Raw genomic sequence first — 23429 nt, 5'->3', positions numbered from 1 at the left:
GGTTGCATGACGGGTTGCGGCGCTAGGCGTCGTCTTTCCCGACGGCTCGCGTCGGATTTCCTGACGCCGGCTCGTCACCCAGACCGTAGCGCTGCATCTTGGTGTAGAGCAGTTGCCGGTTGATCTTGAGTTGTCGCGCCGCTTCGGTGCGGTTGCCGCCGCAGGCTGCCAGCGCGCGGCGGATCAGGCGTTCTTCCAGCCTGGCCACCGCCGCCGGCAGATCAGAAGGTTCCGTTTCCTCGTCATGTGGCGCGTCGGCGATGTCGAGGTCATCGGCGTCGATCAGGGCGCCCTGCGTCAGCACGCAGGCGCGTTCGATCAGGTTGCGCAACTCGCGGACATTGCCGGGCCAGGGCGCGTGAGCGAGCTTGTCAATGGCCGCGTCGCTCAGGCGTGGGCGCGGCCGTCCCTCCGATGCCAGCGCCAGGAAATGGCTGGCCAGTGGCAGGATGTCCTGGACGCGCTCGCGCAGTGGCGGCAGCTCGATCGGGATCACGTTGAGGCGGTAGTACAGATCCTGGCGGAAGGCGCCGCTCGCGACCAGCCTGGCGAGATCGCGATGCGTGGCCGCGACGACGCGGGCCGACACCATCACCGGCTTGCCGCCGACCGGCGTGATGACGCGCTCCTGCAGGGCGCGGAGGATCTTGGCCTGCATCGGCAGCGGCATGTCGCCGATCTCGTCGAGGAAGAGGGTGCCGGCCCCGGCATCGCGGAAGGCGCCGGCGCGGTCGGAGCTGGCGCCGGTGAACGATCCCTTGACGTGGCCGAACAATTCGCTCTCGAGCAGATCGCGCGGGATCGCGGCGCAGTTCACGGCAATGAAGGCAGACGCGCTGCGCCGGCTGTGGACATGAAGCGCGCGCGCGACCAGCTCCTTGCCGGTCCCGGTCTCGCCGCGGATCAGCACCGTGGCATCGGCATCGGCAGCGCGGCCGATCGTCTTCTGCACCCGGCGCATCGCCTCACTGGTGCCGATCAGCCCGCTGTCGTCGGCGGAGGCCGTGTCCTGCTGCTGAGACCGGCGCGGCGGCAGCCGCGCGATCAGCTCGCGCAGCGCGTCGCGGCCGATCGGCTTCACCAGATGATCGAACGCGCCGAGCCGCATCGCCTCGATCGTGTTCTCAGGGCTGGCATAGGCGGTCAGCACGATCACCGGAGGCGCATCGCCATCGGCGCGGATGCGGCGCAAGGTCTCGATGCCGTCGAGCCCCGGCATGCGCAGGTCGAGCAGCACGGCATCGGTCGCGGGAGACACCATGCCGGTCGCTTCGCGGCCGGAGGCCGCCGTGATCGCCTCGTGGCCGAGATCGGTCAGCGTCTCCGCCAGCCCGTCGCGTAGCGCCGCATCGTCGTCGACGATCAGGATGGTTGCCATGGCAGGGAGATCTCGAAGCTGGTGCCGGTGCTGACAGGGGCGAGTTGCGCATCGCCATGATGGGCGCGCGCGATCTCGCGCACGATGGCAAGTCCAAGCCCGGTGCCGTCGGCGCGGGTGCTGACGAACGGCTCGAACAGGCGATCCCTGATGCCGGGGGCGATGCCCGGGCCGCTGTCGGTGACGCGAAACAGCAGGCGTCCATCGGCGATCTCGGCTGCGACGACGATCTCGCCGTCCTCGGGCGTGTTCTGGATCGCATTGAGGATCAGATTGTCGAGCGCGCGCTGCAGCTGCGCGGGATCGAAGCAGCACCGCGCGGAGGAGGGCGCGACGGCGCGGAGCGACTGGCCGTGGCGCGCGGCAACATCGCGGTGCGCTTCGATCGTGGCCTGCAGGAAGTCGTCGAGCTCGACGGGACGGGTCTTCGGCTGGCTCGCCTGGGTCATCGCCAGGAGATCGCGCAGCAGCGCGTCGAGCCGCGCCACCTGCTGCAGGATCGCTTCGAGCGCGCCGGCCTTGCGCGCAGGGTCGGGAGAGGCGAGCGCGTTCTCCGCCTTCAGGCGCATCGCCGCGATCGGATTGCGGATCTCGTGGGCGAGCGTGGCCGACAGCCGGCCGACGGCTGCGAGGCGCTCGGCGGCGGTTGCGCGCATGCGCTCTGCCGAGAGGCGATGGCCGGCATCGTTGACGGCGTCGACGAGGCGGTCGAGCTCGCGGGCGCCGGTGTGCGGCAGTTGCGGCAGGTCGGCATTGTCCGTCGGCTCGCCCAGCGCCGTCTCGATCATGGCGATGCGGCGTGACCACGACACCAGGATCCAGGCCAGCCAGATCGCCGAGCCGAGCAGCGTCGCCGCCAGCACGATCAGCCCGATCAGCAGATGCGTGTAGGCCGGACCTTCGGCCGCGGCGGCGCGGGTCATGGTCCAGGCAGTGACGTTCTGGAGCGGACCGCGCAACGGGCAGGCATGAACGATCAGGGTCTGCGACCGTCCGGCATTCTTTGTCGTGAAGGGGCGGCCGCTGCGCTGCGCGTCGCTGTTGATCTGCTTGATCACGCTGAGCTCGGCGGCCGGCAGGTCGGTCTTGGGTCCGGTGCCTTCGTAGGTCGGATAGGCGTAGGCCAGCGACCCGGTCTCCGTCTGCCAGATGCCGCCTTCGACGCCGGGCGTCGCGGCCAAGGCGGACTGCAGCAGCGGGATGAGGTCCTGCTTCAGGCTGTCGTCGACCGGCGCGCCGCGCCAGCCCGAGACGAAGAACTGATAGCGGTCGGCGATGTCGCGGCAGCCGCGCGTGACCAGGTCCTGCGCGCGCGCCACGCGGGCGTCGTTCGACTGCTGGAACGACTCGACAAGAAGATACGCCGTCGCCGCGCCGGAAACTGCCAGCATGAGCCAGAGCGCCGACAGCCGCGAGCGAAGGGAGCGCATCAAATGGTCCGCAATGACATCGGATGACCGAGTGCGGCGCGACGCGCGGACGCGGCTCACGGCACCTCATTGCGGAACAGAACGTCCGATCGGCAATGTTGGTTCCCGATGCCGGCTCAGCGCGGCAGCGGCGCCTTCTCGGCCATCGCCTTGCGCAGGATGCGCGACAGCGATTCCACCGAATAGGGCTTCTTGATCAGCTCGAAGCCGTGATGGGCATTTTCCGCCAGCACGTGGCTGTAGCCGGATGTCAGCACCACCGGCAGGCCGGGATAGCGGTCGCGGATGATGCCGGCAAGCTCGAGGCCGTTGATGCCGGGCATGATGACGTCGGAGAACACGAGATCGACGGCGAACTCATCGTTCGCCAGGATCGCCAGCGCATCGGCGCCGTTGGCGACGCGGCGGGTGACGTAGCCGAGGTCTTCAAGCAGCTCGGTCGAGAACTGCCCCACCTCGTCATTGTCCTCGACCACGAGCACGCGGTAGCCGCGCCCGATGGTCGCCGGCTCGATGCGCGCGGCGCCCGCTTCCGCGCCGGATTCCGTTGCCGCGGCTTGTGGCAGATAGATCGTGAAGGTCGCGCCGTGGCCGATGCGGCTGTCGACCGCGATGTCGCCTTCGGACTGCTTGGCGAAGCCGAACGCCTGGCTGAGGCCGAGACCCGTGCCCTTGCCGACCTCCTTGGTGGTGAAGAACGGTTCGAAGATCGCGTTGAGATGTTGAGGCGCGATGCCGCCGCCGGTGTCGGTGACCGAGATCGCGATGAAGGCCCCGGGGCGGGGGCCCTGGCCGCGCAAGGCCGGAATGCTCTCGGTTCGCTGCACGCCGATCTGCAGATGACCTTCACCGTTCATGGCGTCGCGCGCATTGACGGCGAGATTGATCAGCGCAGTCTGGAATTGCGCGACGTCGGCGAGGGTGAACAGCCCGCTGTCCGTGACCGCGAGCTCGATCTGGATGCGGCTGCCGACAAGAGGACGGATCAGTTGCACGACGTTCTCGACCTGCTCGCCGACATTGAACACCTGCGGCGTCAAGGGTTGCCGCCGGGCGAAGGCCAGGAGCTGCGCGGTCAGCTTCGAGGCGCGCTCCACCGTCTCCGAGATCGCGTCGACATAGCGCCGGCGCCGCTCCTCGGGAAGATCGCGGCGGCGCAGGAAGTCGGTGGCCGAGCGGATGATGGTGAGCAGGTTGTTGAAGTCGTGGGCGACGCCGCCGGTGAGCTGGCCGACCGCCTCCATCTTCTGCGACTGCCGCAGCAGCTCCTCGCCCTGGATGCGCTCGGTGACGTCGACGGCCTCGGCGACCGCGCCGGTGACCACGTCATGCTGGTCGAACAGCGGCCGCATCGACAGCTCGAAATGTCGCTGGCCGCTGGCGAAGTCGAGCCGCATCTCGGTCCGGAAGCTTTCGCCGGCGAGAACGCGGGCGAACGCCTTGCGCAGCATCTCGGTCACGCCCGGCGTATGGGTGAACCAGGGCGCATCCCAGAGCGGCTGGCCGATGACGTTCACTTCACCGGCGCGCATGCCGGCGACCGCGATGCGGTTGGCATGCATCACGCGGCCCTCGACGTCGAGGATGGCCTGATACTGATTGCTGGTGTCGAAGATCGCGCGCATGCGCGCTTCATTGGCCTCGAGTTGGGCGGTGCGCTCCCTGATACGCTCTTCGAGGGTCTCGTTGACGCGGCGCAGCTCGATCTCGGCCTGCTTGGCGGCTGTGACGTCGTGAGCGACGCCGATGAAGCCGACATGTTTGCCGTTCGCATCCCAGCGTGGCTGCGATTCCGAGCGCAGCCAGCGCCATTCCCCGTCGGCGCGCCGGTAGCGCGCCTCGAGGAAGAACGGCTTCAGCGAGCACTCTCCCGACTGCTGCTGCGCGAGGATGCGCGGAAGGTCCTCGGGATGCAGCACCTTGCGCCAGTCGAAGGCCAGCGCCTCGTCAGGGGGCAGGCCGAGGAAATCGATATAGGCGCGATTGACGAAGGAGCGGGTGCGGTCGAGCTTCGTCACCCAGATCGGCACCGGCGCGCTGTCGGCGATCAGCCGGAAGCGTTCCTCGCTCTCGCGCAGCTTGGCCTGCGCCAGCATCTGGTCGGTGACATCGATATGCGCGCCGACCAGACGGATCGCACGGCCGTTCCAGTCACGCTCGATGCGGGCGATGACGCGGACCCAGCGGATCTCGCCGTCGCTGGGACGGATGATGCGGTATTCGGTGGTGTAGTCCTCCTGATCGCTCTTCACCGCGGCGATGAAGTCCCGCTCGGCCTTGACGCGGTCGTCGGGATGGACGCGCCTGACCCAGTCTTCGTGAGTCTCGTGGACGGCCTCCGGCGGCAGGCCGTGAATGATCAGGTATTCGGGGGAGCGGCGGTTGCGGTAGCCCTCGCGCAAATCGACCTCGACGCCGCCGACCCGGGCGATGCGCTGAATGCGCGCGAGCTCCGCCTCGCGCTCCTGCAGCGCCCGGTAGGCCTGATCGCGATCGCGGGCGATCTCCTCGATATGCTGGCGCAGCGCGTCGGCGGCAGCCTCCGGCCTCACGTCGTCTCTGGGCGCATCCGCGCTGTTCATGCTGACCTGTACTGGTGTGGCGAGCAGTCGTCCGAGAATTCCACCGCGGGTGTTCGGAAGCGTGGCGACATTGGGTTCAAGGAAAGCAAACTGGGCAGAGATTAAGGCGGGCAAACGACCGCATGACGTGAACGTCGGGGCAGATAAAAAGTTCCGCGCTCCCGGAACGGACTGTTACTGTCGTGCGTCGTCAGGCCCTGAACTCCGCAACACGTAGGTCCATACCGTGAAGCTCTTCGTCTGTCAGGCCTGCAAGAACATCCTGTATTTCGAGAATCGCAGCTGCGGTCGCTGCGGCCATCAGCTCGCCTTCATGCCGGAGCGCCAGACCCTGTCGGCGATCGAGCCGGCGGAGGAGGGGGTTCGGACGCTCGCCGACCACGGGTCGGGGCGCTTCTTCTGCGCCAATGCCGAGCACGACGCCTGCAACTGGCTGCTCGAGATCGGTGAGACCGCAGGCTTCTGCCGCGCCTGCCGGCATAACGGCACGATTCCCAATCTGTCTGATCCCGCGCAACTCGCCGGATGGCGAGAGCTGGAGGTGGCCAAGCACCGGCTGTTCTACTCGCTGATCCGCTGGAAACTCCCTGTGAAGACACGCATCGAGGATCCCGAGCACGGGCTGATCTTCAACTTCCTCGCCGACGACCCCGCCGGCCAGCAGAAGGTCATGACCGGCCACGACAACGGCCTTATCACCATCGCGCTGGCCGAGGCCGACGATTTCGAGCGCGAGCGGCGCCGGCTGGAAATGGGCGAGCCGTACCGGACCTTGCTCGGTCATTTCCGCCACGAGGTCGGGCACTATTTCTGGGACGTGCTGGTGCGCGATGCCGGCCGGCTCGACGAATGCCGGGCGGTGTTCGGCGACGATACCCAGGACTACGGCGAGGCACTGAAGCGGCACTACGAGCAGGGGCCGCCGGTGAACTGGCAGGACAATTTCGTCTCCGCCTACGCCACCACGCATCCGTGGGAGGATTTTGCCGAGACCTGGGCGCACTACCTCCACATCGTCGATACGCTGGAGATGGCCTCCGAGTTCGGTATCGAGATCGATCCGCCCGCCGACCAGATCGGCGGACTGACAGCGCGCGTCACCTTCGATCCGTATGTCGCGGAGGACTTCGACACCATCGTCAACGCCTGGCTGCCGTTCACCTTCGCCATGAACAGTGTCGCCCGGGCGATGGGCGCGCGCGATCTCTATCCCTTCATCCTGACGCCGCCGGTCATCGGCAAGCTGGGCTTCATCCACCGCCTGGTGCGGCAGGGCGGCCGGGAGACGTCCGTCACCTTGGCGCCCGAAAAGCCGCAGGCCGAGCCGCAGCATCAAGAGATCGGGGCGGCGTGATCCGCCTTGACTCCAGCGAACATAAAGTGAACATGGCGGCGTGACCGGAGCGAGGACCGTCATCGCGCATGCAGCCCAGATCGCAATCCAACATCGATGCTCAAGCCGCGGACGCTGAACACCTCGCGCTGGAGGCCGCCGTGGACCAGGCCATTGCTGCCTGCGGCGGCGATCTGCGCGCGGCCATTCGGGCCCTGATTGTTGCGAACGATTTTCTCGAGACCGAGGTCGGTGAGCTCATGAAGGCGGTGTCCCACGCCTATGCCCGCGGACGTTTCCACAGCTATTCCGGGTAACGGCAATGCCTGCGGCTGGCATGCCTCGCCGGACGGCACGGTCGGAACGAGAGGCGGGTTGCGCGCGGGCGATTTTGGTATAGACGAACCGATCAAGCTCGCGGTGTGACGCCTGTGCCACGAGCGGGGAGCCCGCCCAAAGGTATCAAGCAAGAACATGTTCAAAACCATTCTGATTGCGAACCGCGGCGAGATCGCCTGCCGGGTCATCAAGACTGCCCGCCGCATGGGAATCCGAACCGTTGCGGTCTATTCGGAAGCCGACCGCGATGCGCTGCATGTCGAGATGGCAGATGATGCCGTGCTGATCGGCCCGCCCGCCGCCGCCGAGAGCTATCTCCTCATCGACCGCATCGTCGAGGCCTGCAAGAAGACCGGCGCCGAGGCGGTGCATCCGGGCTACGGCTTCCTGTCCGAGCGCGAGGCTTTCCCGCGGGCATTGGCCGAGGCCGGCATCGTCTTCATCGGCCCGAACCCAGGCGCGATCGCCGCGATGGGCGACAAGATCGAATCGAAGAAGGCGGCCGCCAAGGCCAAGGTCTCGACCGTGCCCGGCTTCCTCGGCGTCATCGAGGACGACAAGCACGCGGTGCGCATCGCCGACGAGATCGGCTACCCCGTGATGATCAAGGCCTCCGCCGGCGGCGGCGGCAAGGGCATGCGCATCGCGCATTCGACTGCCGAAGTGGCCGAGGGCTTCAATCTCGCCAAGGCCGAGGCCAAGGCCTCGTTCGGCGACGATCGCGTCTTCATCGAGAAGTTCATCACGGATCCGCGCCACATCGAGATCCAGGTGCTCGGCGACAAGCATGGCAACGTGATCTATCTCGGCGAGCGCGAATGCTCGATCCAGCGCCGCAACCAGAAGGTCATCGAGGAGGCGCCGTCGCCGCTGCTCGACGAGGAGACGCGGCGCAAGATGGGCGAGCAGGCCGTGGCGCTCGCCAAGGCCGTGAACTACGACTCCGCCGGCACCGTCGAGTTCGTCGCCGGCCAGGACAAGAGCTTCTACTTCCTTGAGATGAACACGCGCCTGCAGGTCGAGCATCCCGTGACCGAGCTCGTCACCGGCATCGATCTCGTCGAGCAGATGATCCGCGTCGCCGCCGGCGAGAAGCTTTCGCTTGCGCAGAAGGACGTGACGATGACCGGCTGGGCGGTGGAATCCCGCGTCTATGCGGAAGATCCGTTCCGGAGCTTCCTGCCGTCGATCGGCCGCCTCGTGAAGTATCGCCCGCCGGCCGAGAGCAAGGCTGATGGCATCACCGTGCGCAACGACACCGGCGTGCAGGAGGGCGGCGAGATCTCGATCTATTACGATCCGATGATCGCCAAGCTCGTCACCCATGCGGAGTCGCGGGCTGCCGCGATCGAGGCGCAGTCGACCGCGCTCGATGCGTTCTATGTCGACGGCATCCGTCACAACATCCCGTTCCTGTCGGCGCTGATGAACCATCCGCGCTGGCGCGAGGGCCGGCTGTCGACCGGCTTCATCGCCGAGGAGTTTCCCAAGGGCTTTGCCGCGCGCGCGCCGGAAGGCGAGATCGCGCGCCGGCTGGCGGCGGTGGGTGCTGCGATCGACCACGTGCTCGGCGAGCGCAAGCGGCAGATTTCGCAGCAGATGATCGGCCGGCCTGTGAAGCGGCAGGGCCGCCGCGCGGTGTGGCTCGGGCGCGACGAGATCCTGCTCGACATCACCAGGGAGAACGGCGCGATCACGGTCCGCTTCGTCGGGGGCGACGGCAAGGTCGGCCCGGCGCATCAGCTGGTGTCGGATTGGAAACCGGGCGATGCGGTCTGGCACGGCACCATCGATGGCGCGGCCATCGCCGTGCAGACGCGCCTGATTGCGAACGGTGTGCGGCTCGCGCATCAGGGCGTCGAAGCACCGGTCTACGTCTACACGGAAACCGAGGCGACCGCGGCGCGGCTGATGCCGGTCGTCACCGCGGGTGATAGCGGCAAGAAGCTGCTGTGCCCGATGCCCGGCCTCGTGGTCTCGATCGCCGTGACCGAAGGGCAGGAGGTCAAGGCCGGCGAGACGCTGGCCGTGGTCGAAGCCATGAAGATGCAGAACGTGCTGCGCGCCGAACAGGACGGCACGGTGAAGAAGATCCACGCGACCGCCGGCGCGACGCTCGCGGTGGATGCGCTGATCCTGGAGTTTGCGTAGTAAGTCTAACCGCCGTCATTGCGAGCGAAGCGAAGCAATCCAGGGCCCAGCAAGAGACTCTGGATTGCTTCGTCGCTTCGCTCCTCGCAATGACGGAGAGAGGTAGGGCGTGATGACGTTCCGTACTCGCCGAGAAGCGTTGCGCACAATCCTCGCCAGCGATCGCTGCGTCCATCCCGGCTCCGTTTACGACGCGATTTCGATCCGCGTTGCCGAGGACCTCGGTTTCGAACTCGGCATGTTCGGCGGCTCGGCGGCTTCGCTCGCCGTCCTCGGCGATCCCGACATTGCCTTGATCACCTTGACCGAGCTCGCCGAGCAGATGCGGCGGATGTCGCGCGCGGCCGCGCTGCCGGTGCTGGTCGATGCCGATCACGGCTATGGCAATGCGATGAACGTGCGCCGTACCGTCCAGGAGCTGGAGGCTGCCGGCGCCGCGGGACTCACCATCGAGGATACGCTGCTGCCGCAGGCTTATCGCGAAGCGAAGCCGCAACTGATCTCGCTGGCCGAGGGGGTCGGCAAGGTGAAGGCCGCGCTCGACGGCCGCGACGATCCCGCGCTGGTCATCCTGGGACGGACGGGCGCGGTCTCCATCACCTCGCTCGACGACGCGATCGCGCGAGCCAGGGCGTATGAGGCGTGCGGCGTCGACGGCCTGTTCTTCACCGGCATCACCGCGCGCGACCAGCTCGACGCGATCGCGGCCGCCACCACGCTGCCGATCGTGCTCGGCGGTGCGCCGGAGGAGATGTCCGATCTCGGCTATCTCGCCTCGCGCCGTGTCCGCGTCGCGCTGCAGGGCCATGCGCCGATCGCCGCCGCGACGCAGGCGGTGTATGAGACGCTGAAGGCGCTGCGTGACGGGGTCTCGCCGAAGCAGCTCAAGGGGCTGCCGTCGGCCGAGCTGACGGCACGCATGATGCGCGACGCCGATGTGAAGAAGCGCCTGCGCGATTTTCTGGGGCTCGGATCATGACCGATCGCGCCATTGTCCACGTCATGGTCCGCGGCCGCGTCCAGGGCGTCGGCTACCGCGCCTGGGTCGAGGATCAGGCCATCCTCAACGGCCTCGAAGGCTGGGTGCGCAATCGCAGCGATGGCAGTGTCGAGGCGTTGTTCGCGGGTCCCTCGGACGACGTCGCCGCCGTGTTGGCAGCCTGCCGCGAGGGACCGCCAGCAGCGCGTGTCGATGCCGTGATGGAAAACCCGGCGACGGCCGATCAGCTCAAACCGCGCCGGCCGGGCGAGGCGTTCTCCGTGTTGCCGACGCTCTAACGACACGGCGCGCGAGCCCGTCGCTCACTCCGCTGAGATCACCAGCGCCTGTATCCGGCCTTCGATGGCACCCTCGCCAAAGCGGCGCGCCAGCGCTTCCGCGGTCGCCTGCGTCACGGCGGCGAGGCCGGGCCTGCCGCGCGCTTCGATCTCGCCGCGCATCGGCGTGCCCTGGCAAAATGCCATGGCCGGGTCCTGAGGCGAAGCCGCGCGGCTGCGATGCGTCACCGTCTCGATCGCGATGTCCGTGAAGCCCGCTGCGGTCAGATCGGCCTCGATCCGCCCGGCATCGAAATAGCCGTGCGGAGTCCGGGTGAAGAACTGCGGCGGGCTTTCGGGGAAGACCTGTTGCAACGTCTCGTGAACGACGTGAGGAATTTCATTCTCCTCGATCCGGTCCCAGACGTTGAAGACGAAACGTCCGCCGGGCCGGAGCACGCGGCGGGCCTCCGCATAGCCCTTGACGCGATCGGGGAAGAACATCGCGCCGAACTGACAGGCGACGGCATCGAAGCTCGCATCGGCAAAGGGCAGGGCCAGCGCATCGGCTTGATGAAATGCGATGCGGTCCGCAGCGGCGAGATGGGTCCTCGCCTGCGCGAGCATCGGCTCGTTGAGATCGGTGGCGGTGATCCGGACCTCCGGCGGCAGTTGAGCGTGCAGGGCCCGCGTCACCACGCCGGTGCCTGCCGCCGTCTCCAGTACGTCGCGCGGCAGGTACGCCGCGATGCGCCGCGCGAGGTCCAGCGCGTAGGGCGCGAAGATCAAGGGAACCATCAGTTGATCGTAGATCTGCGGGATCGATCCAGTGAACGCCTTGTCGGATGCCGTCATGGCTTGCTCCTGTTGCAGAGGGGGGCAGGCGGAGAACCGGGCGGTCGGCAGGCGCAAAATGTGCGCCGTAACATCCGTCTGGCCGGCCGCCAGTCCGGTTCAAAGCCGCGCCTCTTGACATTCACTCTCTTCAGTCAGATATTTCTGTCATGACAGAAATTGCAGGTCATCGAAAACTTCCTCCCGCCGTCGAGCGCTTCATCCTCAACTGGGGCGACATGGGCGACCAGTGGGGCGTGAACCGCTCGGTGAGCCAGATCCACGGGCTGCTGTACCTCGCCGAGAAGCCGATGACGGCGGAGGACATCGCCGACACGCTCGGCATGGCCCGCTCCAACGTCTCGAACTCGCTGAAGGAGCTGCTCGCCTGGGGCTTGATCCGGCGCGTGCCGATCCTCGGCGACCGCCGCGATCATTTCGAGGCCGAGACCGACATCTGGGAGGTGGCGCAGCGGATCGCGGCCGGCCGCAAGGAACGCGAGATCGATCCCGCCATCGCGGCGCTGCGCGCCTGCGTCGCGGAGGCGACCGGCGATCCCGCGATCAGCGCGGTCGCAGCCAAGCGGCTGAAGGACATGCTGGCGTTCACCGAGCTGGTCGACCGTTGGTACGTGCAGATGCTGAAGGTGCCGCGGCCGCGCCTCGTCACGCTGATCAAGCTCGGCGAGAAGATCGTCAACCTGCTGCCGTCGGGAAGGTCCAGGTCCGGCAGCGTTTGAAGAGAGTGGAGGGCGTCATGGTGACCATGCGACATCCCGGACTTTCAACGCCCGCCAGCGCCAGGCTTCATGATGATCACAGGTTTCGTGCGCTGCTGTCGGCCGAGGATTGGGGACGGCTGCCGGTGTCGATCTGGCGCCGCTTCTCCAAGCGCCTCGCCGATGGCGCCACCGTCGTCTATGTCGGCGAGGTCGATCAGGCCGAGATCAGCCGTGCCGGCTTCTGGTTCGCGCATCTGGCGCGGCTGATCGGCGGGCCGCTGCCGACGCGCGCGAACATCGGCGTGCCGATGATCGTCGCGGTGACCGAGGACGCGGCGAGTGGCGGCCAGATCTGGACGCGCATCTGCGGGCGCCCGCATGGCTTCCCGCAGGTGATCCATTCCGCCAAGCGCTTCGCCGGTCCGACGGGGCTCGAGGAATATCTCGGCTGGGGCCTCAGCATGAGCCTGCGCGTCGGCGTCGCCGATGGCGCGCTTCATTTCCATAGCGCCGGCTACACGTTCGACTTCGCCGGCCGGCGCTGGGTGCTGCCGGCATGGCTCACGCCCGGCGACCTCACCGTCACCCATTCCGATCTCGGCAGCGGCGTCTTTCGCTTCTCGCTCGAGATCGTCCATCCGCGCTTCGGGCGCATCATCCGCCAGAGCGCCGTGTTCCGGGAGTCCGCACCATGACGCCGCTGCTCTGGTCCCTGATCGCGCTTCAGATCGTGATGGGCGTGTTCGACACCTTCTATCACCATGAGTTCACCGAGCGCCTGGCCTGGCGCCCGTCACAGCGGGGCGAGCTCAAGCTGCACGGCGTCCGCAATGGGCTCTATGCGCTGCTGTTCGCCGTCCTCGGCTGGTGCGAGGTGCATGGATTGTTCGCGATCCTCGTGCTCGCGGTGCTTCTGGCCGAGATCGCTATCACCCTCACCGATTTCGTCGAGGAGGATCTGACGCGCAAGCTGCCGCCGAGCGAACGCGTCAATCACACACTGCTCGCCATCAACTACGGCGCGATCCTCATGCTGCTGGTGCCGCTGCTGATCGGCTGGGCGATGCGGCCTTCGGTGATCGTGCCGGCCTATGCCGGCGTGCTGAGCTGGATTGCTGCTGCTGCCGCGGTTGGCGCCGCGCTGTGCGGCCTGCGCGACTTCGCCGCGGCCCGGCGCCTTGCGCGGATGTCGCAGCCGGATGCGGCCGGGCTGGTCGCGGCGCTGCCGCCAGCGCAGACCATCCTGATCACGGGTGCGACCGGTTTCATCGGCGCGCGGCTGGCGGCCGGTCTCGCCGCGGCCGGCCATCACGTCGTCGCCCTGGTCCGCGACCCGGCCAAGGCCGCCATGCTGCCGGCGCCGCTGACCTTGATCACACGTCTCGATCAGCTCGCCTCCGGCACCCGTATCGACGCGATCGTCAACCTGGCCGGCGAGCCGATCGGCAACGCGCCGTGGACCGCGGCCAGGCGCGCGACGATCCTGCAGTCCCGGCTTGCTACGACGGAAGCGGTCGTATCCCTGATCGCGCGGCTCGACCGCAAGCCGAAGGTGTTGGTCAACGGTTCGGCGATCGGCTGGTACGGCCTGTGGCAGGACCAGCCGCTGACCGAATCGGCCAAGTCGCATGCCTGCTTCAGCCATGACCTCTGCGACGCCTGGGAACAGGCGGCGCGCGGTGCCGAAGCGCACGGTGTCCGCGTCGCACTGCTGCGGATCGGGCTCGTCGTCGGCCGCGACGGCGGCTTCCTGGCGCGGATGCTGACGCCGTTCGAGTTCGGCCTGGGCGGGCCGTTCGGCTCCGGCCTGCAATGGATGTCCTGGATCGAGCGCGACGATCTCGTTCGGCTGATCGCCCATGTGATCGCGACCGATGCCATCACCGGGCCGGTCAATGCGACGGCGCCGCTGCCGGTGCGGAATCTCGCCTTCACCGCCGAGCTCGCGCGCTGCCTGCGGCGTCCGGCGCTGCTGCGTGTTCCCGCCGGCCTCTTGCGCCGGATCGGCGGCGACTTCGCCGAGGAGCTCTTGCTCGGCGGCCAGCGCGTGGTGCCGAACAAGGCGCTGTCGAGCGGCTTCGTGTTCCGGCATCAGAGCCTGCGCAGCGCGCTCGAATCCATCCTGTGAGCGGCCGAGCGCGTCATGACCGCTCGCCCCGGGCCATCGTTGCCGATGGCAGCTCGCCGAACGTGGCGCGGTAGTAGCGGGCGAAGTGTCCGGCATTGGCAAAGTTGCAGGCGGCGGCTGCCGCCGCCACCGTGACGGCGGGATCGCCCGAGCGCAGCATCTCGTGGGCGCGCCGTAGGCGCACCGATTTGGCAAAGGCCATCGGCGAATAGCCGCGCACACGCTCGAACAGGCGGAAGATCGACCGGACGCTGACGCCGGCCTCGCGCGCCAGCCGCTCGATCGTGATCGGCTCGCGCCAGTTGGCCTCGATATAGTCCTCGAGCCGCTTGACCAGGCCGAAATCCGGCATCGGAGAGGGATCCAGGAGCGTGTCGCGGAAACGATGACGGCTGGCGCAGAGGAAGGCGACATGTACCGCATCCTCCAGCTCGCGATAGACTGCGGCGGGGAACGCCGTATCCTGCTCGTTGAGCTGGGTCGTCAGGAAGTCCAGCAGCCGCATCAGGCTGCGGGCCTGCGGATCGGCGGCCGGAATGGCAGGGTCGATCACGAAGTCGGTGCGCGGCTGCACGCCGACCAGCGCCGTGAGGCGCCGTCGCAGCGCCTGCGGATCGAGCCGCAGGGTCAGTCGCCGATGGCCGCCTTGGCACGCCATCTGCCATGGCACGCCGGCCGGCGCGACCGCGAACTGATGCTCATTGACGTCGATCGCCTCGCCGGGAGTGCAACTGACCGCGCGTCCCTTCAGGGCGATCTGCACTCTGATGAAGTCGGCGGCGCGATGGTCGCAGACCATGTCGCAGGTCGTGGTGCCGAAGGCGAGACCGATGGTCTCGAGTTCGATCAGGTTGACGATCGCCTCGAAGCGCTCGGCGTTCCTGAAGTCGACGCGCTCGGCGCCGAGCCGGCGCCCCGCGAGGTCGCGCAGCACGTCGGCGTTCGAGGTCCGGATCAGCGCGTGGCGATGCAATGGTTCGAGGCCGGTCGCGCCGGTCGAGGCCGGGCTCGGCTTTGCTGGGGCGCTGACGATGTCAGCTGCGGTCAAGAGACGGTTCAAGCCGCTGCTCCTGAACTCCGATTATTAACCCATGCTACATCAGGTCCTGTCGGCGTCAATTACTTCGACATCGCGGCGCTTCGGAATGCCGCGGCCAGCGTGCGCAAGGCCGCGCGCTTGGCCGCATCTCCCGCCTTTGCATGCAGCATCACCTTGGAGCGGCCGAGCTTGGGCAGGCCGAGATCCGTTCCGATATCGATCAGTCCGCTGGGTGCGATCCGGCGGGCCAGCGGCGCAATCGCAAGACCGGCGCGCGCGGCGGCCGCAACGGCCGTCACCCCGCCGCCGACGAACGTCTCGCTGAAGCTGATTCGCGCGCGCTCGAGCGCGCGGACCGCGATGCTGCGCACGCCACAGGGCGGTGCGAGCGTGGCGAGCGGCAGCGTGCCGCCGGCCGGCAGACGAAATCTGGGCGCTGCGAACCAGCCGAACTCGTCCGTGATCAACGCCTCGCCACCGCGGCGGCTCGCCTCCTGGCGGACGATCACGGCGTCGAGCTTGCCGGCATCGTAGCGGTCGAGCAGGTCGCGCGAGAAGCCGATGCTGACCGACAGGACGAGGTCCGCCATGGCAGCATGCAACTGCTCGAGCATCGGCACCAGCTCGGGGCCGGCGACGTGATCGCTGATGCCCAGCGACAGCAGCGGCCGGATGCGGGGGGCCCCGGTGAGCGCGAGGTCATGCGCGGCAACCAGCGCGCGGGCGTTCTCGGCGAAGGCCGCGCCGTCGGCGGTGAGCCGGACCGCGCGCGGCGAACGCTCGACCAGCCGCTTTCCGAGCAGCGCTTCGAGCCGCTGCAGCTTGAGACTGACCGCGGCCTGGGTGGTGCCGAGCGTCTCGGCCGCCCGGGTGAAGCTGTGCAGGTCGCTCACCAGCAGAAAGGCGCGGACGGTCGCGATGTCGAGCGTGGCGGTCATATGAACTCGTTATCATTGATATCCATATCGATAAGATACCAAAATGAGCGGCGCGCGGCTAGCTTTGCTCCCGAAGCGCAGTCACGCGCTGGATACCGGGAGCCGACCATGCCGTTGATCAACATCGTCTATGCCAGCCAGCGCCGCTCGCCGTCGCTGAAGAAGGCCATCGCGGACGCCATCACCGAATTGACCGCGCACATCCTGCGCAAGGATCCCAAGGTCACCGCCGTCATCGTCTCGGAAGCGGATGCCGCGGACTGGTTCGCCGGCGGCGCCTCGCTGGCGGAGCAGGGGCTTGCCAGCTACTGGATCGACGTTCACGTCAGCGAGGGCACCAACACCAAGGACGAGAAGGCCGCCTATCTCGCCGCGGTGTTCGCGCGCATGTCCGAGCTGATCGGCCCCCTGCATCACGAGACCTATCTGCATGTCGACGAGGTCAAGGCGGATGCCTACGGCTTCGGCGGCCTGAGCCAGGAGCGCCGCTATGTTGCGGCGAAGCTCGACGTCCCGCCGCAGCAGGGCGCCGCGTGAGCTCATGCCGTCTCCGGCTGCGCGACGCTGACGGCGCCGAACACGCTCTCGAACGCCTGTCGGAACGCGACGTCGACATCGGCGAGCGTCACCGGCAGGCCGAGATCGACCAGGCTGGTGACGCCGTAGCGCGGATCGGTCACGCCGCAGGGCACGATGGCCTGGAAGTGCGACAGGTCCGGCTCGACATTTATGGCGATGCCGTGGAAGGTCACCCAGCGCTTCAGCCGCACGCCGATGGCGGCGATCTTGTCCTCGTGGCCCTCGCCCTTGTCGGGCCGCTTGACCCAGACGCCGACGCGATCCTCGCGCCGCTCGCCGCGCACGTTGAAGGCGTCGAGGGTGCGGATGATGGTCTCCTCGAGCGCGGCGACATAGGCGCGCACGTCGGGGCGCCGCCGCTTGAGGTCGAGCATGACATAGGCCACGCGCTGGCCGGGGCCATGATAGGTGACCTGGCCGCCGCGGCCGGTAGGCACCAGCGGAAAGCGCGGATCGCGCAGGTCTTCGGCCTTGCCCGACGTGCCGGCGGTGTAGACCGGCGGATGCTCCAGCAGCCAGACCATCTCCGCGGCCTCATGGGCGGCGATCGCGGCCGCCCGCGCCTCCATGAATTCGGTCGCCCGGGCGTAGTCGACCGGCGAATCGGAGATGCGCCAATCCACGGCGTTGCCGGGAGGGCCCGCAAAGGTGGTCAGGTCGAGTGTTTCGCGGCTGTTAACCATTGGCTAACCACAACATGGTGATGTCTGGGCAATCAAAATCCAGTCGTGACTTCGGTGGTCCTGCAGTGTCAACCCTCGATAAAGTGACAGTCGACCTGATGGTCGTTCTCGGCACCTGCTCCATGCCCATCCACCAGGTTCTGCGCCTGTCCCGCGGCGCCATCATCGAGCTGGATGCCACCGAGGCCGACGACGTCAAGGTGCTCGCCAACAATCTGCCGATCGCAAATGGGGTGGTGCTGGTCGACCGCAACCGCATCGCGGTCGAGGTCAAGCAGATGCTGCCGCGCTCGCCGACGCCGACGTCGCGATAGCGCGCCACGGCCCACGCCAAAACCGTCCACAATCCGGTATTTTAGGGCAGGGCGGGCCTTGTCCCCCTGACATCGATTTGATACACGGGCGCCACTGATCCGGTGCCGCCCTTCCTCTGGCTCCGGCTTCTTCTTCGCGCTCGTGGCGGAATTGGTAGACGCGCTGCCTTGAGGTGGCAGTGGGTAACACCGTGGGGGTTCGAGTCCCTCCGAGCGCACCACAAACCCACGTTTTCCCTTGAAATCGTTACGGTTTTTTCCGGATGTTACCCGGGAATGTTACCACTTCGTTCCCGCCGGCCGTTCCCGTCCTGTTTTCCGCGACAGGCCGCAGAAAATCATCCAGCGACTGGCCCTGGTCGAACGCGACCACCTTGTCCATTCCGCTGATGCCGAGCTTCTCGCGGTTGGCCTGGGCGATGTAGTGCGCCGGCATCTTCGGGTCGGTCCAGCCGAACATCGCCATCATCTGGCTCTCGGTGCATTCGGCTTAGGCAGCCACTTCGGCGCGCGCCTTGCGCACCCCATGGCAGCTCTTCTTCGCCTCGTTGACGCCGGCGAGAACGGCGTACTTCTTGAACTTCATCGCCCACGCCTTTTTGTTCATCGGCAGCACGCGCCCCTTCAGGCGCTTTCCGGTGAACACGTCGGCGCCGATGATTCCGGCGGCTCTTGCGGCCCGCAGGCTCTCCGCGAACTCCGGGTGCACCGGAACGGTCACCATCGTATTGCCACGGCTTTTTTCGGTAGTGATCTGCACGGCCATCTTGCGCACGATTTGGCGCAGGTGCGGCGGCCCGAAGCGATGCGCATCCCCAAGCCGCAGGAACGTGTAGTGCAGGATATCGAACATCAGCCGCGCCTCGGTACCGAGCGGCCATGTGGCCCGGTATTTGGCCATGTCATCCTCGGTCCAGGGCAGAAAGCCACCGCTCTCTCGCGACGCACGCGCCTTCCCAGAGCGCAGACCGATCGTTGGATCGTCGTCCTCGTCCAGGTGGCCTTCCTCGATCATCCAGCGCATCATGCCGCGCAGGGCCGACAACAGATTGCCGGCCTGAGAGGGGGTCCGCGCCTTCATCTCGGCCTTGATGACGTTGCGCGTGAGGACTGAAAACGGCTTCTCGCCATTCTCGATCAGCAGGCTTTCAATCAACCCTGCCCGCTGGAGGCGAGTTGTCTCGGCAAGACCGGCATGGCCGACACTGAGATCGCCGAGCCAATGATCGCTTTGCCGGTATCCGTACCAGTACCAGCGCAGTGTCCCGGGCTTAGGCGGCGAAGCGGGGCGCGCAGGGCAGGGCGCGTTGCGCTGCTTCTGGGCGTTGACGTAGTCGCTCTCCTGTCCGTAGAGCGCGATTTGGGAGGCGATGGCGACATCGACCTCAGCATCAAATTCTGAAGAACCGTAGGCGGCCTTGATCCGGATCTTTGGCAGTTTGTTGCGGAGCTGCACGTAGTAGCGCAATTGACCGCGCTGGCTGACATCGACGTAGAGGTAGCGGCGCTCCGGCTGACCGGGCTTGTTGGTTCCTTTGACGCGCCGCATCCGCAACACTCCTCCGAGTGCGGCGACCGCCGCCTCATAGGCGGCATCGAACGCTCTCGTACCGTAGTCTTCGGCGATCCCGATCCGGCGTCCCTTCCGGCTGACCTTGACGTACCAGCGCAACGATCCGGATTCGGAATAGTTGAAATAGAGGTACATGCGACGATCCCCGGGCGCGCGGGGGGCGGGACGTTCCGTCTCAGGCATTGGTCGGCTCCCTGAACCAATGCCTGGAGTCTACGAATCCTCGGATTCGGCATCAACGGTGAAAGGTGTGTTTCACCCGGTTTCGGTGCCATTGAGGCGGCGCGCAAGAGCTTCGGACGGCGTCCAGAATTCGTCGAAATTGTTCTTTGGCTGAGGGGGGGATCGCGCGCTCGAGGTCAGAGCGATCCTGATCACGCCGTCCGTATCGACCACGACCTCAGTGGCGCCAGCTTCCTTTGCGGCGCGGATCGCGCGCGCAATATCGGCCTGTGTGACCCTGGCTGGGCGGCGGGGCATCGAGGATCTCCATCCGATCTATGATCGCCGTCGGACTGCGCTTGTTCGGCTCTACGAAACGCCTAGGGCGATCGCCAGCAAGAAACGCCGAAATGCGCCATTGAAACAGTGCTGGGTCTCTCGGTGGAGAACGTTTGGCGGGGATTGCGCATGAAACGGCCAGTCGGTGCCGAGTCTGACGATTGACGGCATGAGGCGCCGTTGCGGCAGATCCACTTCCGACGGCGCCCGAACCGGCGCTATTGGCCTTTTGTCGTCGGTTTGACGGGGCCGTCGTCCCGCAGGGCACGGTACCTCTTGCGCAATTCGTCCACCGCAATTCGGTCGAGCTCACCTCGTCGCTGACGGTCGCGCAGAACAGCACGATCCTCCGCCGACAGGGCGATCAGGAATCCCCAGCCTTCGCCCCTGTCCGGAAACAGCTCGACGATCCGTAGATCGAGCCGCGCGGCATCATCGTCGTCGTGGGCTGCCTCGATCGGCTTGGCCTCCAGATGTTTGCGGGAAGCCCGAGGCAGATTGTTCGCTGAGGATCGCAGTCTGTTTTTATCTGTTTCTTTATAAGCAGGTCCCTTAGGGCCCCGCGGTGCTTCTTTATACGCAGGTCCCTTTTGGACCCGCGGAGCCGCAGGTCCGTTTCGGCCCCGCGGCGGACCAGCGACATTGGCAGGTACCGGCACGTCGCGGACGACATAATCGATCTCACCGAACCGCTGGCCGTCGGCGAGTCGCTGCTGCTCCCGGGTGACGTAACCAGCGGAGATCAATTCACGGAAAATGCGTTGCAGTTTCTTCCGGCCGACCAGAAGCGTCCGCCCGATATGGTCGAGACGGACGCGCCACTTGTGTGGGCGTGACAGCAGGAAGCCGAGCACGCCCTTGGCCTCGACCGAAAGCCGTTCGTCGGTGAACACGGCATTCGGCACGATCGTGAAATGCGCCCTGTGCTCGCGGCGAACGATGGTCAAGCCTGCGGCCCCAATTCGTCGGCCCTTGTCCGCGCAATCGACCGGGACCGAGATGCGGGAACACCAACAGCGCCGCTCATGAGCGTTGCGAGCTTGGGAGCGTTCACGGCCTCTCTCAGCCGCAGCGGTCGGAGAGCAGGGCGGCCGTATGGAAGAGGTTGCTGAAGGTCGTTGATGAGGGGCGGCTGCAGTGGAAGCCCACGGGGAGACCCCCGTGCGCCGGTCTCCATTGATCCTGAGCCCGATCCCGGGCAGGTAAGTTTGATCGCAGGCCGATCGAGGATGCATGGGGACGCGCTCTCGACGGCTGCAGTTGGACTAGCTTCCGTAGCAGGACGTGGTTGTTGGGAGAGAGGATTGCGGTGGCGCATGATTGAACATGCCATGGCAGACGCGAGCGATCATCATGCCGATCCTGCGATCCGCTTCGACAAAGTTGCTCATGTTTCGAATAAGTGCCGGTCATGTCCCGGATGGAAAAATGCGCTCCTCTAGAGCAACCATCGCTCGTGACCCCGGCGATCCCGTGTGTTGATCCACCAGGCCCATCTGTGCAGTCTCGGATCACCAACGAAAGCACATTGATCCGTCGAGTATTCCATTCCGCCGATCCCGCGCAGACATACGCTAGGGTGCGAATAGTGCCGTTCGGAGGATTGATGCACCTCACCAATTTGATTTGAGCAGCAACAACGATCTTTGTGAGTGCCAAAGCGCCGGTAGTCAAAACAAGCGCTTACGACCGTCCAACCTACGACGCGGAGAGGCGTTTTTATCTTGCCGTTTTAATCGGTCGGATGTGCTGGGTTTTGGCCACGATCTTTTTGGCCACGATCGTCTTTGTCGCTTTCGCTATCGTGCTTTCCATCCTCATCGTCAAGAACACGTCTGCAACGCAGCCTGATCTGCAGCTCTTTGACAGCGAGGAGTCCCAATGCCCCGTGCAGCTTTCCGCGCTCAGCGACGGCATCGCGCCGGTGCACGTCGGCCACAGCATAGCCGTTGCGGCGCACTGTTCCATCGGTCTGACAGAGCCACGTCACAGGCAATTTGGCGCGATCGCGCTGCCGCTTCGGGCACCGCGTCGCAGGCAAGATAGCGCGCGTTCCGTCGTCTTCGATCTGCACCGGTTCTCATCCGCTGACAGCGGAGCTCCATCACTTCGCGCGTCGTTCTCGACGCCTATTCGTTGCTGCTGGATTGCTGCTTCGGTTCATGCCAGGGCTCCCAGCAGCCTGCGGTTCTTGCGTTTGGCATGCGCGGCAACGTCGGCGGCGCTGACGGCCTGATCGACGCAATGCACCGTGCCGTCGCACCACATCGCGTGCATGATCACGGTGAGTTTGCGCGCCACCGCGACCACCACCGTGCGGTGTCAGAGCGCTTGGCGACCGCCGGTCCCAGGTCTTGACCTTGTCCGACGCTTGACGCGTCAGCAGCGCGCTCACCGCTTTGCTGTACGCGGACCGCGGGTATCAGTCGATACCCGGTCTTCTCTGCGCCTCTTCTTCGGGAGGAGAGGTCGAACGAAAGCAGCGCTCGGGCGCAGGCCGCCGCGAGATGGCCGAGCCATGCCTGCTGTTCGAACGTGGAGAAAGCTTCCTGTGACGATGCCGCGCGCCGGCGTTGCTCAGGGCGACGCTGAGTGCGGTCTTGCCTCATCGTTGCCGATGGCGCCAGAACCGGGATGTCCGGTCGACGTCCAGAAGCACTCCCTCTGGTCGGCGCGTTCTGCCGGGACCGCCGCAAGGTGGCCGACAGGGACGCCATGTCGCCAAGCTGCCGCATGTCAAAGCCAGGCGCCGATGGCCCGTCGGCTCGGCTTGCCTTGCGCGGCGCAGGGTCTGGCGTCCGCATTTTACCCGCGGGCGTGACATAACATGCTGGCAAATCACTTGATTGTTATGCATATACGTTCCCGTTGAAATCGCTGGAAACGGTCCCGTGAGCTCGGACAACGGCACATTGAACATTGGTCTGCGCCTGCGGCGCGCCCGGTTGGCTAAGGGCATGCGCATGCGCGACCTGGCACAAACTGTCGGTTGCGACGAGAGCATGATCTCCAAGATCGAGGCCGGCAAGGTCATGCCGTCGCTGCCAATGCTCGACAAAATGGTCCGCGCGCTCGACCGCGACATGGCCTCGTTCTTCGGCTTGAGGGTCGACGACTACAAGCTGGTGCAGAAGCCTGAGGATCGGCTCAAAGTGCATGTCGATGCGCTGCGCGGCGGCAAAGGCGTCGTCTATGAGCGTCTGGTGCCGGTCGCTGCTGGGAATCTGCTCGAAGCCAACGTTCACGTCGTGGCACCCGGCGGCGAGAAGGTCGATCTCATCACCCACCAGGGCGAAGCCGTCGGATACCTCGTGTCGGGCACGATCGAGCTTACCATCGACGACACGACCTATCTGATGACCGCCGGCGACTCCTTCTTCTTCAAGGCGTATCTGACCAACAGCTATCGTAACGTTGGACCGGACGAAGCGCGGATCGTCTGGGTCAACACCCCGCAGGTTCACTAGAACCGGTTCCTTTGGCGCAAGGCGGCCCGTATGATCGGATCGTTGCATGAATTTCATGCATGTGACGAGAACGGATGCAGAGGGCTTTGGAACCTCTGCGTTCGCAACCTCACGGCAGAGCTGCGCGGAAGTTAAATCACAGCAGTTCCGCATATCCCTGCATTTCAGAGGCTGTGCGGCG

General features: G+C 66.2%; 23 protein-coding genes, 1 tRNA gene and 1 pseudogene. 12 read left to right on the top strand and 13 right to left on the bottom strand.

Annotated elements, in window-relative coordinates; genetic code table 11:
- Positions 1–22 precede the first annotated feature (22 nt).
- The 3 genes from ACQR1F_RS08615 to ACQR1F_RS08605 all read right to left on the bottom strand — a co-directional run bounded on the left by ACQR1F_RS08615 (position 23) and on the right by ACQR1F_RS08605 (position 5390).
- Positions 23–1378: a sigma-54-dependent transcriptional regulator gene (locus tag ACQR1F_RS08615; RefSeq protein ID WP_434912832.1), complete on the bottom strand. Its 1356-nt coding sequence runs from the start codon at positions 1376–1378 to the stop codon at positions 23–25.
- The gene (locus tag ACQR1F_RS08610; protein WP_434912831.1) at positions 1363–2808 is read right to left on the bottom strand and encodes a sensor histidine kinase; all 1446 of its coding nucleotides are present in this window, start codon (positions 2806–2808) and stop codon (positions 1363–1365) included. Before ACQR1F_RS08610 ends, ACQR1F_RS08615 begins: the two co-directional genes overlap by 16 nt.
- A 116-nt stretch (positions 2809–2924) precedes the next feature.
- On the bottom strand, positions 2925–5390 hold the full coding sequence (locus ACQR1F_RS08605; RefSeq protein WP_434912830.1) for a PAS domain-containing protein: 2466 nt from the start codon (positions 5388–5390) through the stop codon (positions 2925–2927).
- A 226-nt stretch (positions 5391–5616) separates the two neighbouring features.
- On the opposite strand from ACQR1F_RS08605, the gene ACQR1F_RS08600 reads away from it, so the two are divergent.
- From ACQR1F_RS08600 to ACQR1F_RS08580, 5 genes are all read left to right on the top strand, one after another.
- Complete coding sequence (locus ACQR1F_RS08600; protein ID WP_316182146.1) at positions 5617–6744, top strand: zinc-binding metallopeptidase family protein; 1128 nt, start codon at positions 5617–5619, stop codon at positions 6742–6744.
- A gap of 68 nt (positions 6745–6812) precedes the next feature.
- Positions 6813–7040 (top strand): hypothetical protein, encoded by a 228-nt coding sequence (locus ACQR1F_RS08595; RefSeq protein WP_434912829.1) that lies wholly within the window; start codon positions 6813–6815, stop codon positions 7038–7040.
- Between the two features lie 157 nt (positions 7041–7197).
- Positions 7198–9213 carry an acetyl-CoA carboxylase biotin carboxylase subunit gene (locus tag ACQR1F_RS08590; protein WP_434847795.1) on the top strand — a complete coding sequence of 672 codons (2016 nt, stop codon included), beginning with the start codon at positions 7198–7200 and terminating at the stop codon, positions 9211–9213.
- Between the two features lie 112 nt (positions 9214–9325).
- A complete protein-coding gene (locus tag ACQR1F_RS08585; RefSeq protein ID WP_434912828.1) occupies positions 9326–10192 on the top strand; it encodes an isocitrate lyase/PEP mutase family protein in 867 nt (288 codons plus the stop codon).
- The gene (locus tag ACQR1F_RS08580) at positions 10189–10491 is read left to right on the top strand and encodes an acylphosphatase (RefSeq protein WP_315804918.1); all 303 of its coding nucleotides are present in this window, start codon (positions 10189–10191) and stop codon (positions 10489–10491) included. Before ACQR1F_RS08585 ends, ACQR1F_RS08580 begins: the two co-directional genes overlap by 4 nt.
- A 24-nt stretch (positions 10492–10515) precedes the next feature.
- Here ACQR1F_RS08580 and ACQR1F_RS08575 read toward each other — a convergent pair whose 3' ends face one another.
- Positions 10516–11325, bottom strand: a complete 810-nt coding sequence (locus ACQR1F_RS08575) for a class I SAM-dependent methyltransferase (RefSeq protein WP_434874563.1) — start codon at positions 11323–11325, stop codon at positions 10516–10518.
- A 149-nt stretch (positions 11326–11474) separates the two neighbouring features.
- Between ACQR1F_RS08575 and ACQR1F_RS08570 the strand changes: the two genes are divergently transcribed.
- From ACQR1F_RS08570 to ACQR1F_RS08560, 3 genes are read left to right on the top strand one after another with little or no spacing between them, the layout of a single operon-like run.
- Positions 11475–12044 (top strand): GbsR/MarR family transcriptional regulator, encoded by a 570-nt coding sequence (locus ACQR1F_RS08570; protein WP_315804920.1) that lies wholly within the window; start codon positions 11475–11477, stop codon positions 12042–12044.
- Positions 12045–12061: 17 nt separating this feature from the next.
- On the top strand, positions 12062–12721 hold the full coding sequence (locus ACQR1F_RS08565; RefSeq protein ID WP_315804921.1) for a DUF4166 domain-containing protein: 660 nt from the start codon (positions 12062–12064) through the stop codon (positions 12719–12721).
- Positions 12718–14154 (top strand): TIGR01777 family oxidoreductase, encoded by a 1437-nt coding sequence (locus tag ACQR1F_RS08560; protein WP_315804922.1) that lies wholly within the window; start codon positions 12718–12720, stop codon positions 14152–14154. The genes ACQR1F_RS08565 and ACQR1F_RS08560 overlap by 4 nt, the downstream gene beginning before the upstream one ends.
- A 13-nt stretch (positions 14155–14167) precedes the next feature.
- Here the strand turns inward: ACQR1F_RS08560 and ACQR1F_RS08555 are convergent, their stop codons facing one another.
- Positions 14168–15214: a helix-turn-helix domain-containing protein gene (locus tag ACQR1F_RS08555; protein WP_434912827.1), complete on the bottom strand. Its 1047-nt coding sequence runs from the start codon at positions 15212–15214 to the stop codon at positions 14168–14170.
- A gap of 59 nt (positions 15215–15273) precedes the next feature.
- Complete coding sequence (locus ACQR1F_RS08550; RefSeq protein ID WP_434838308.1) at positions 15274–16131, bottom strand: LysR family transcriptional regulator; 858 nt, start codon at positions 16129–16131, stop codon at positions 15274–15276.
- Positions 16132–16239: 108 nt separating this feature from the next.
- On the opposite strand from ACQR1F_RS08550, the gene ACQR1F_RS08545 reads away from it, so the two are divergent.
- On the top strand, positions 16240–16668 hold the full coding sequence (locus ACQR1F_RS08545; RefSeq protein ID WP_434912826.1) for a tautomerase family protein: 429 nt from the start codon (positions 16240–16242) through the stop codon (positions 16666–16668).
- A 2-nt stretch (positions 16669–16670) separates the two neighbouring features.
- Here ACQR1F_RS08545 and lipB read toward each other — a convergent pair whose 3' ends face one another.
- Positions 16671–17393, bottom strand: coding sequence for a lipoyl(octanoyl) transferase LipB (lipB, locus tag ACQR1F_RS08540; RefSeq protein WP_434838307.1), 723 nt, complete (start codon positions 17391–17393; stop codon positions 16671–16673).
- Between the two features lie 65 nt (positions 17394–17458).
- Between lipB and ACQR1F_RS08535 the strand changes: the two genes are divergently transcribed.
- Positions 17459–17707, top strand: a complete 249-nt coding sequence (locus tag ACQR1F_RS08535) for a FliM/FliN family flagellar motor switch protein (RefSeq protein WP_315717718.1) — start codon at positions 17459–17461, stop codon at positions 17705–17707.
- A gap of 136 nt (positions 17708–17843) precedes the next feature.
- Positions 17844–17928 (top strand) — tRNA-Leu (locus ACQR1F_RS08530).
- A 26-nt stretch (positions 17929–17954) separates the two neighbouring features.
- On the opposite strand, the gene ACQR1F_RS08525 is transcribed toward ACQR1F_RS08530, so the two are convergent.
- The 6 genes and pseudogenes from ACQR1F_RS08525 to ACQR1F_RS08500 all read right to left on the bottom strand — a co-directional run.
- Positions 17955–18176, bottom strand: coding sequence for a hypothetical protein (locus ACQR1F_RS08525; protein ID WP_434912825.1), 222 nt, complete (start codon positions 18174–18176; stop codon positions 17955–17957).
- A gap of 21 nt (positions 18177–18197) precedes the next feature.
- On the bottom strand, positions 18198–19415 hold the full coding sequence (locus tag ACQR1F_RS08520) for a hypothetical protein (RefSeq protein ID WP_434912824.1): 1218 nt from the start codon (positions 19413–19415) through the stop codon (positions 18198–18200).
- Positions 19416–19535: 120 nt separating this feature from the next.
- Positions 19536–19760, bottom strand: a complete 225-nt coding sequence (locus tag ACQR1F_RS08515; RefSeq protein ID WP_434912823.1) for a hypothetical protein — start codon at positions 19758–19760, stop codon at positions 19536–19538.
- A 239-nt stretch (positions 19761–19999) separates the two neighbouring features.
- Complete coding sequence (locus ACQR1F_RS08510) at positions 20000–20728, bottom strand: hypothetical protein (protein WP_434912822.1); 729 nt, start codon at positions 20726–20728, stop codon at positions 20000–20002.
- A 785-nt stretch (positions 20729–21513) separates the two neighbouring features.
- A complete protein-coding gene (locus ACQR1F_RS08505; protein WP_434912821.1) occupies positions 21514–21855 on the bottom strand; it encodes a hypothetical protein in 342 nt (113 codons plus the stop codon).
- An 86-nt stretch (positions 21856–21941) separates the two neighbouring features.
- Positions 21942–22197 (bottom strand): annotated as a pseudogene (locus ACQR1F_RS08500) (IS110 family transposase); the annotation flags it as partial.
- A gap of 475 nt (positions 22198–22672) precedes the next feature.
- Between ACQR1F_RS08500 and ACQR1F_RS08495 the strand changes: the two are divergent.
- The gene (locus ACQR1F_RS08495) at positions 22673–23248 is read left to right on the top strand and encodes a cupin domain-containing protein (RefSeq protein WP_434912820.1); all 576 of its coding nucleotides are present in this window, start codon (positions 22673–22675) and stop codon (positions 23246–23248) included.
- Positions 23249–23429: the final 181 nt, after the last annotated feature.

Origin of the sequence: Bradyrhizobium sp. HKCCYLS3013 (genome assembly GCF_051167615.1) — a bacterium.
Taxonomy (GTDB): domain Bacteria; phylum Pseudomonadota; class Alphaproteobacteria; order Rhizobiales; family Xanthobacteraceae; genus Bradyrhizobium.
Note: the sequence above shows the minus strand (reverse complement) of the source record. Positions and strands in the feature narration are given on the sequence as shown.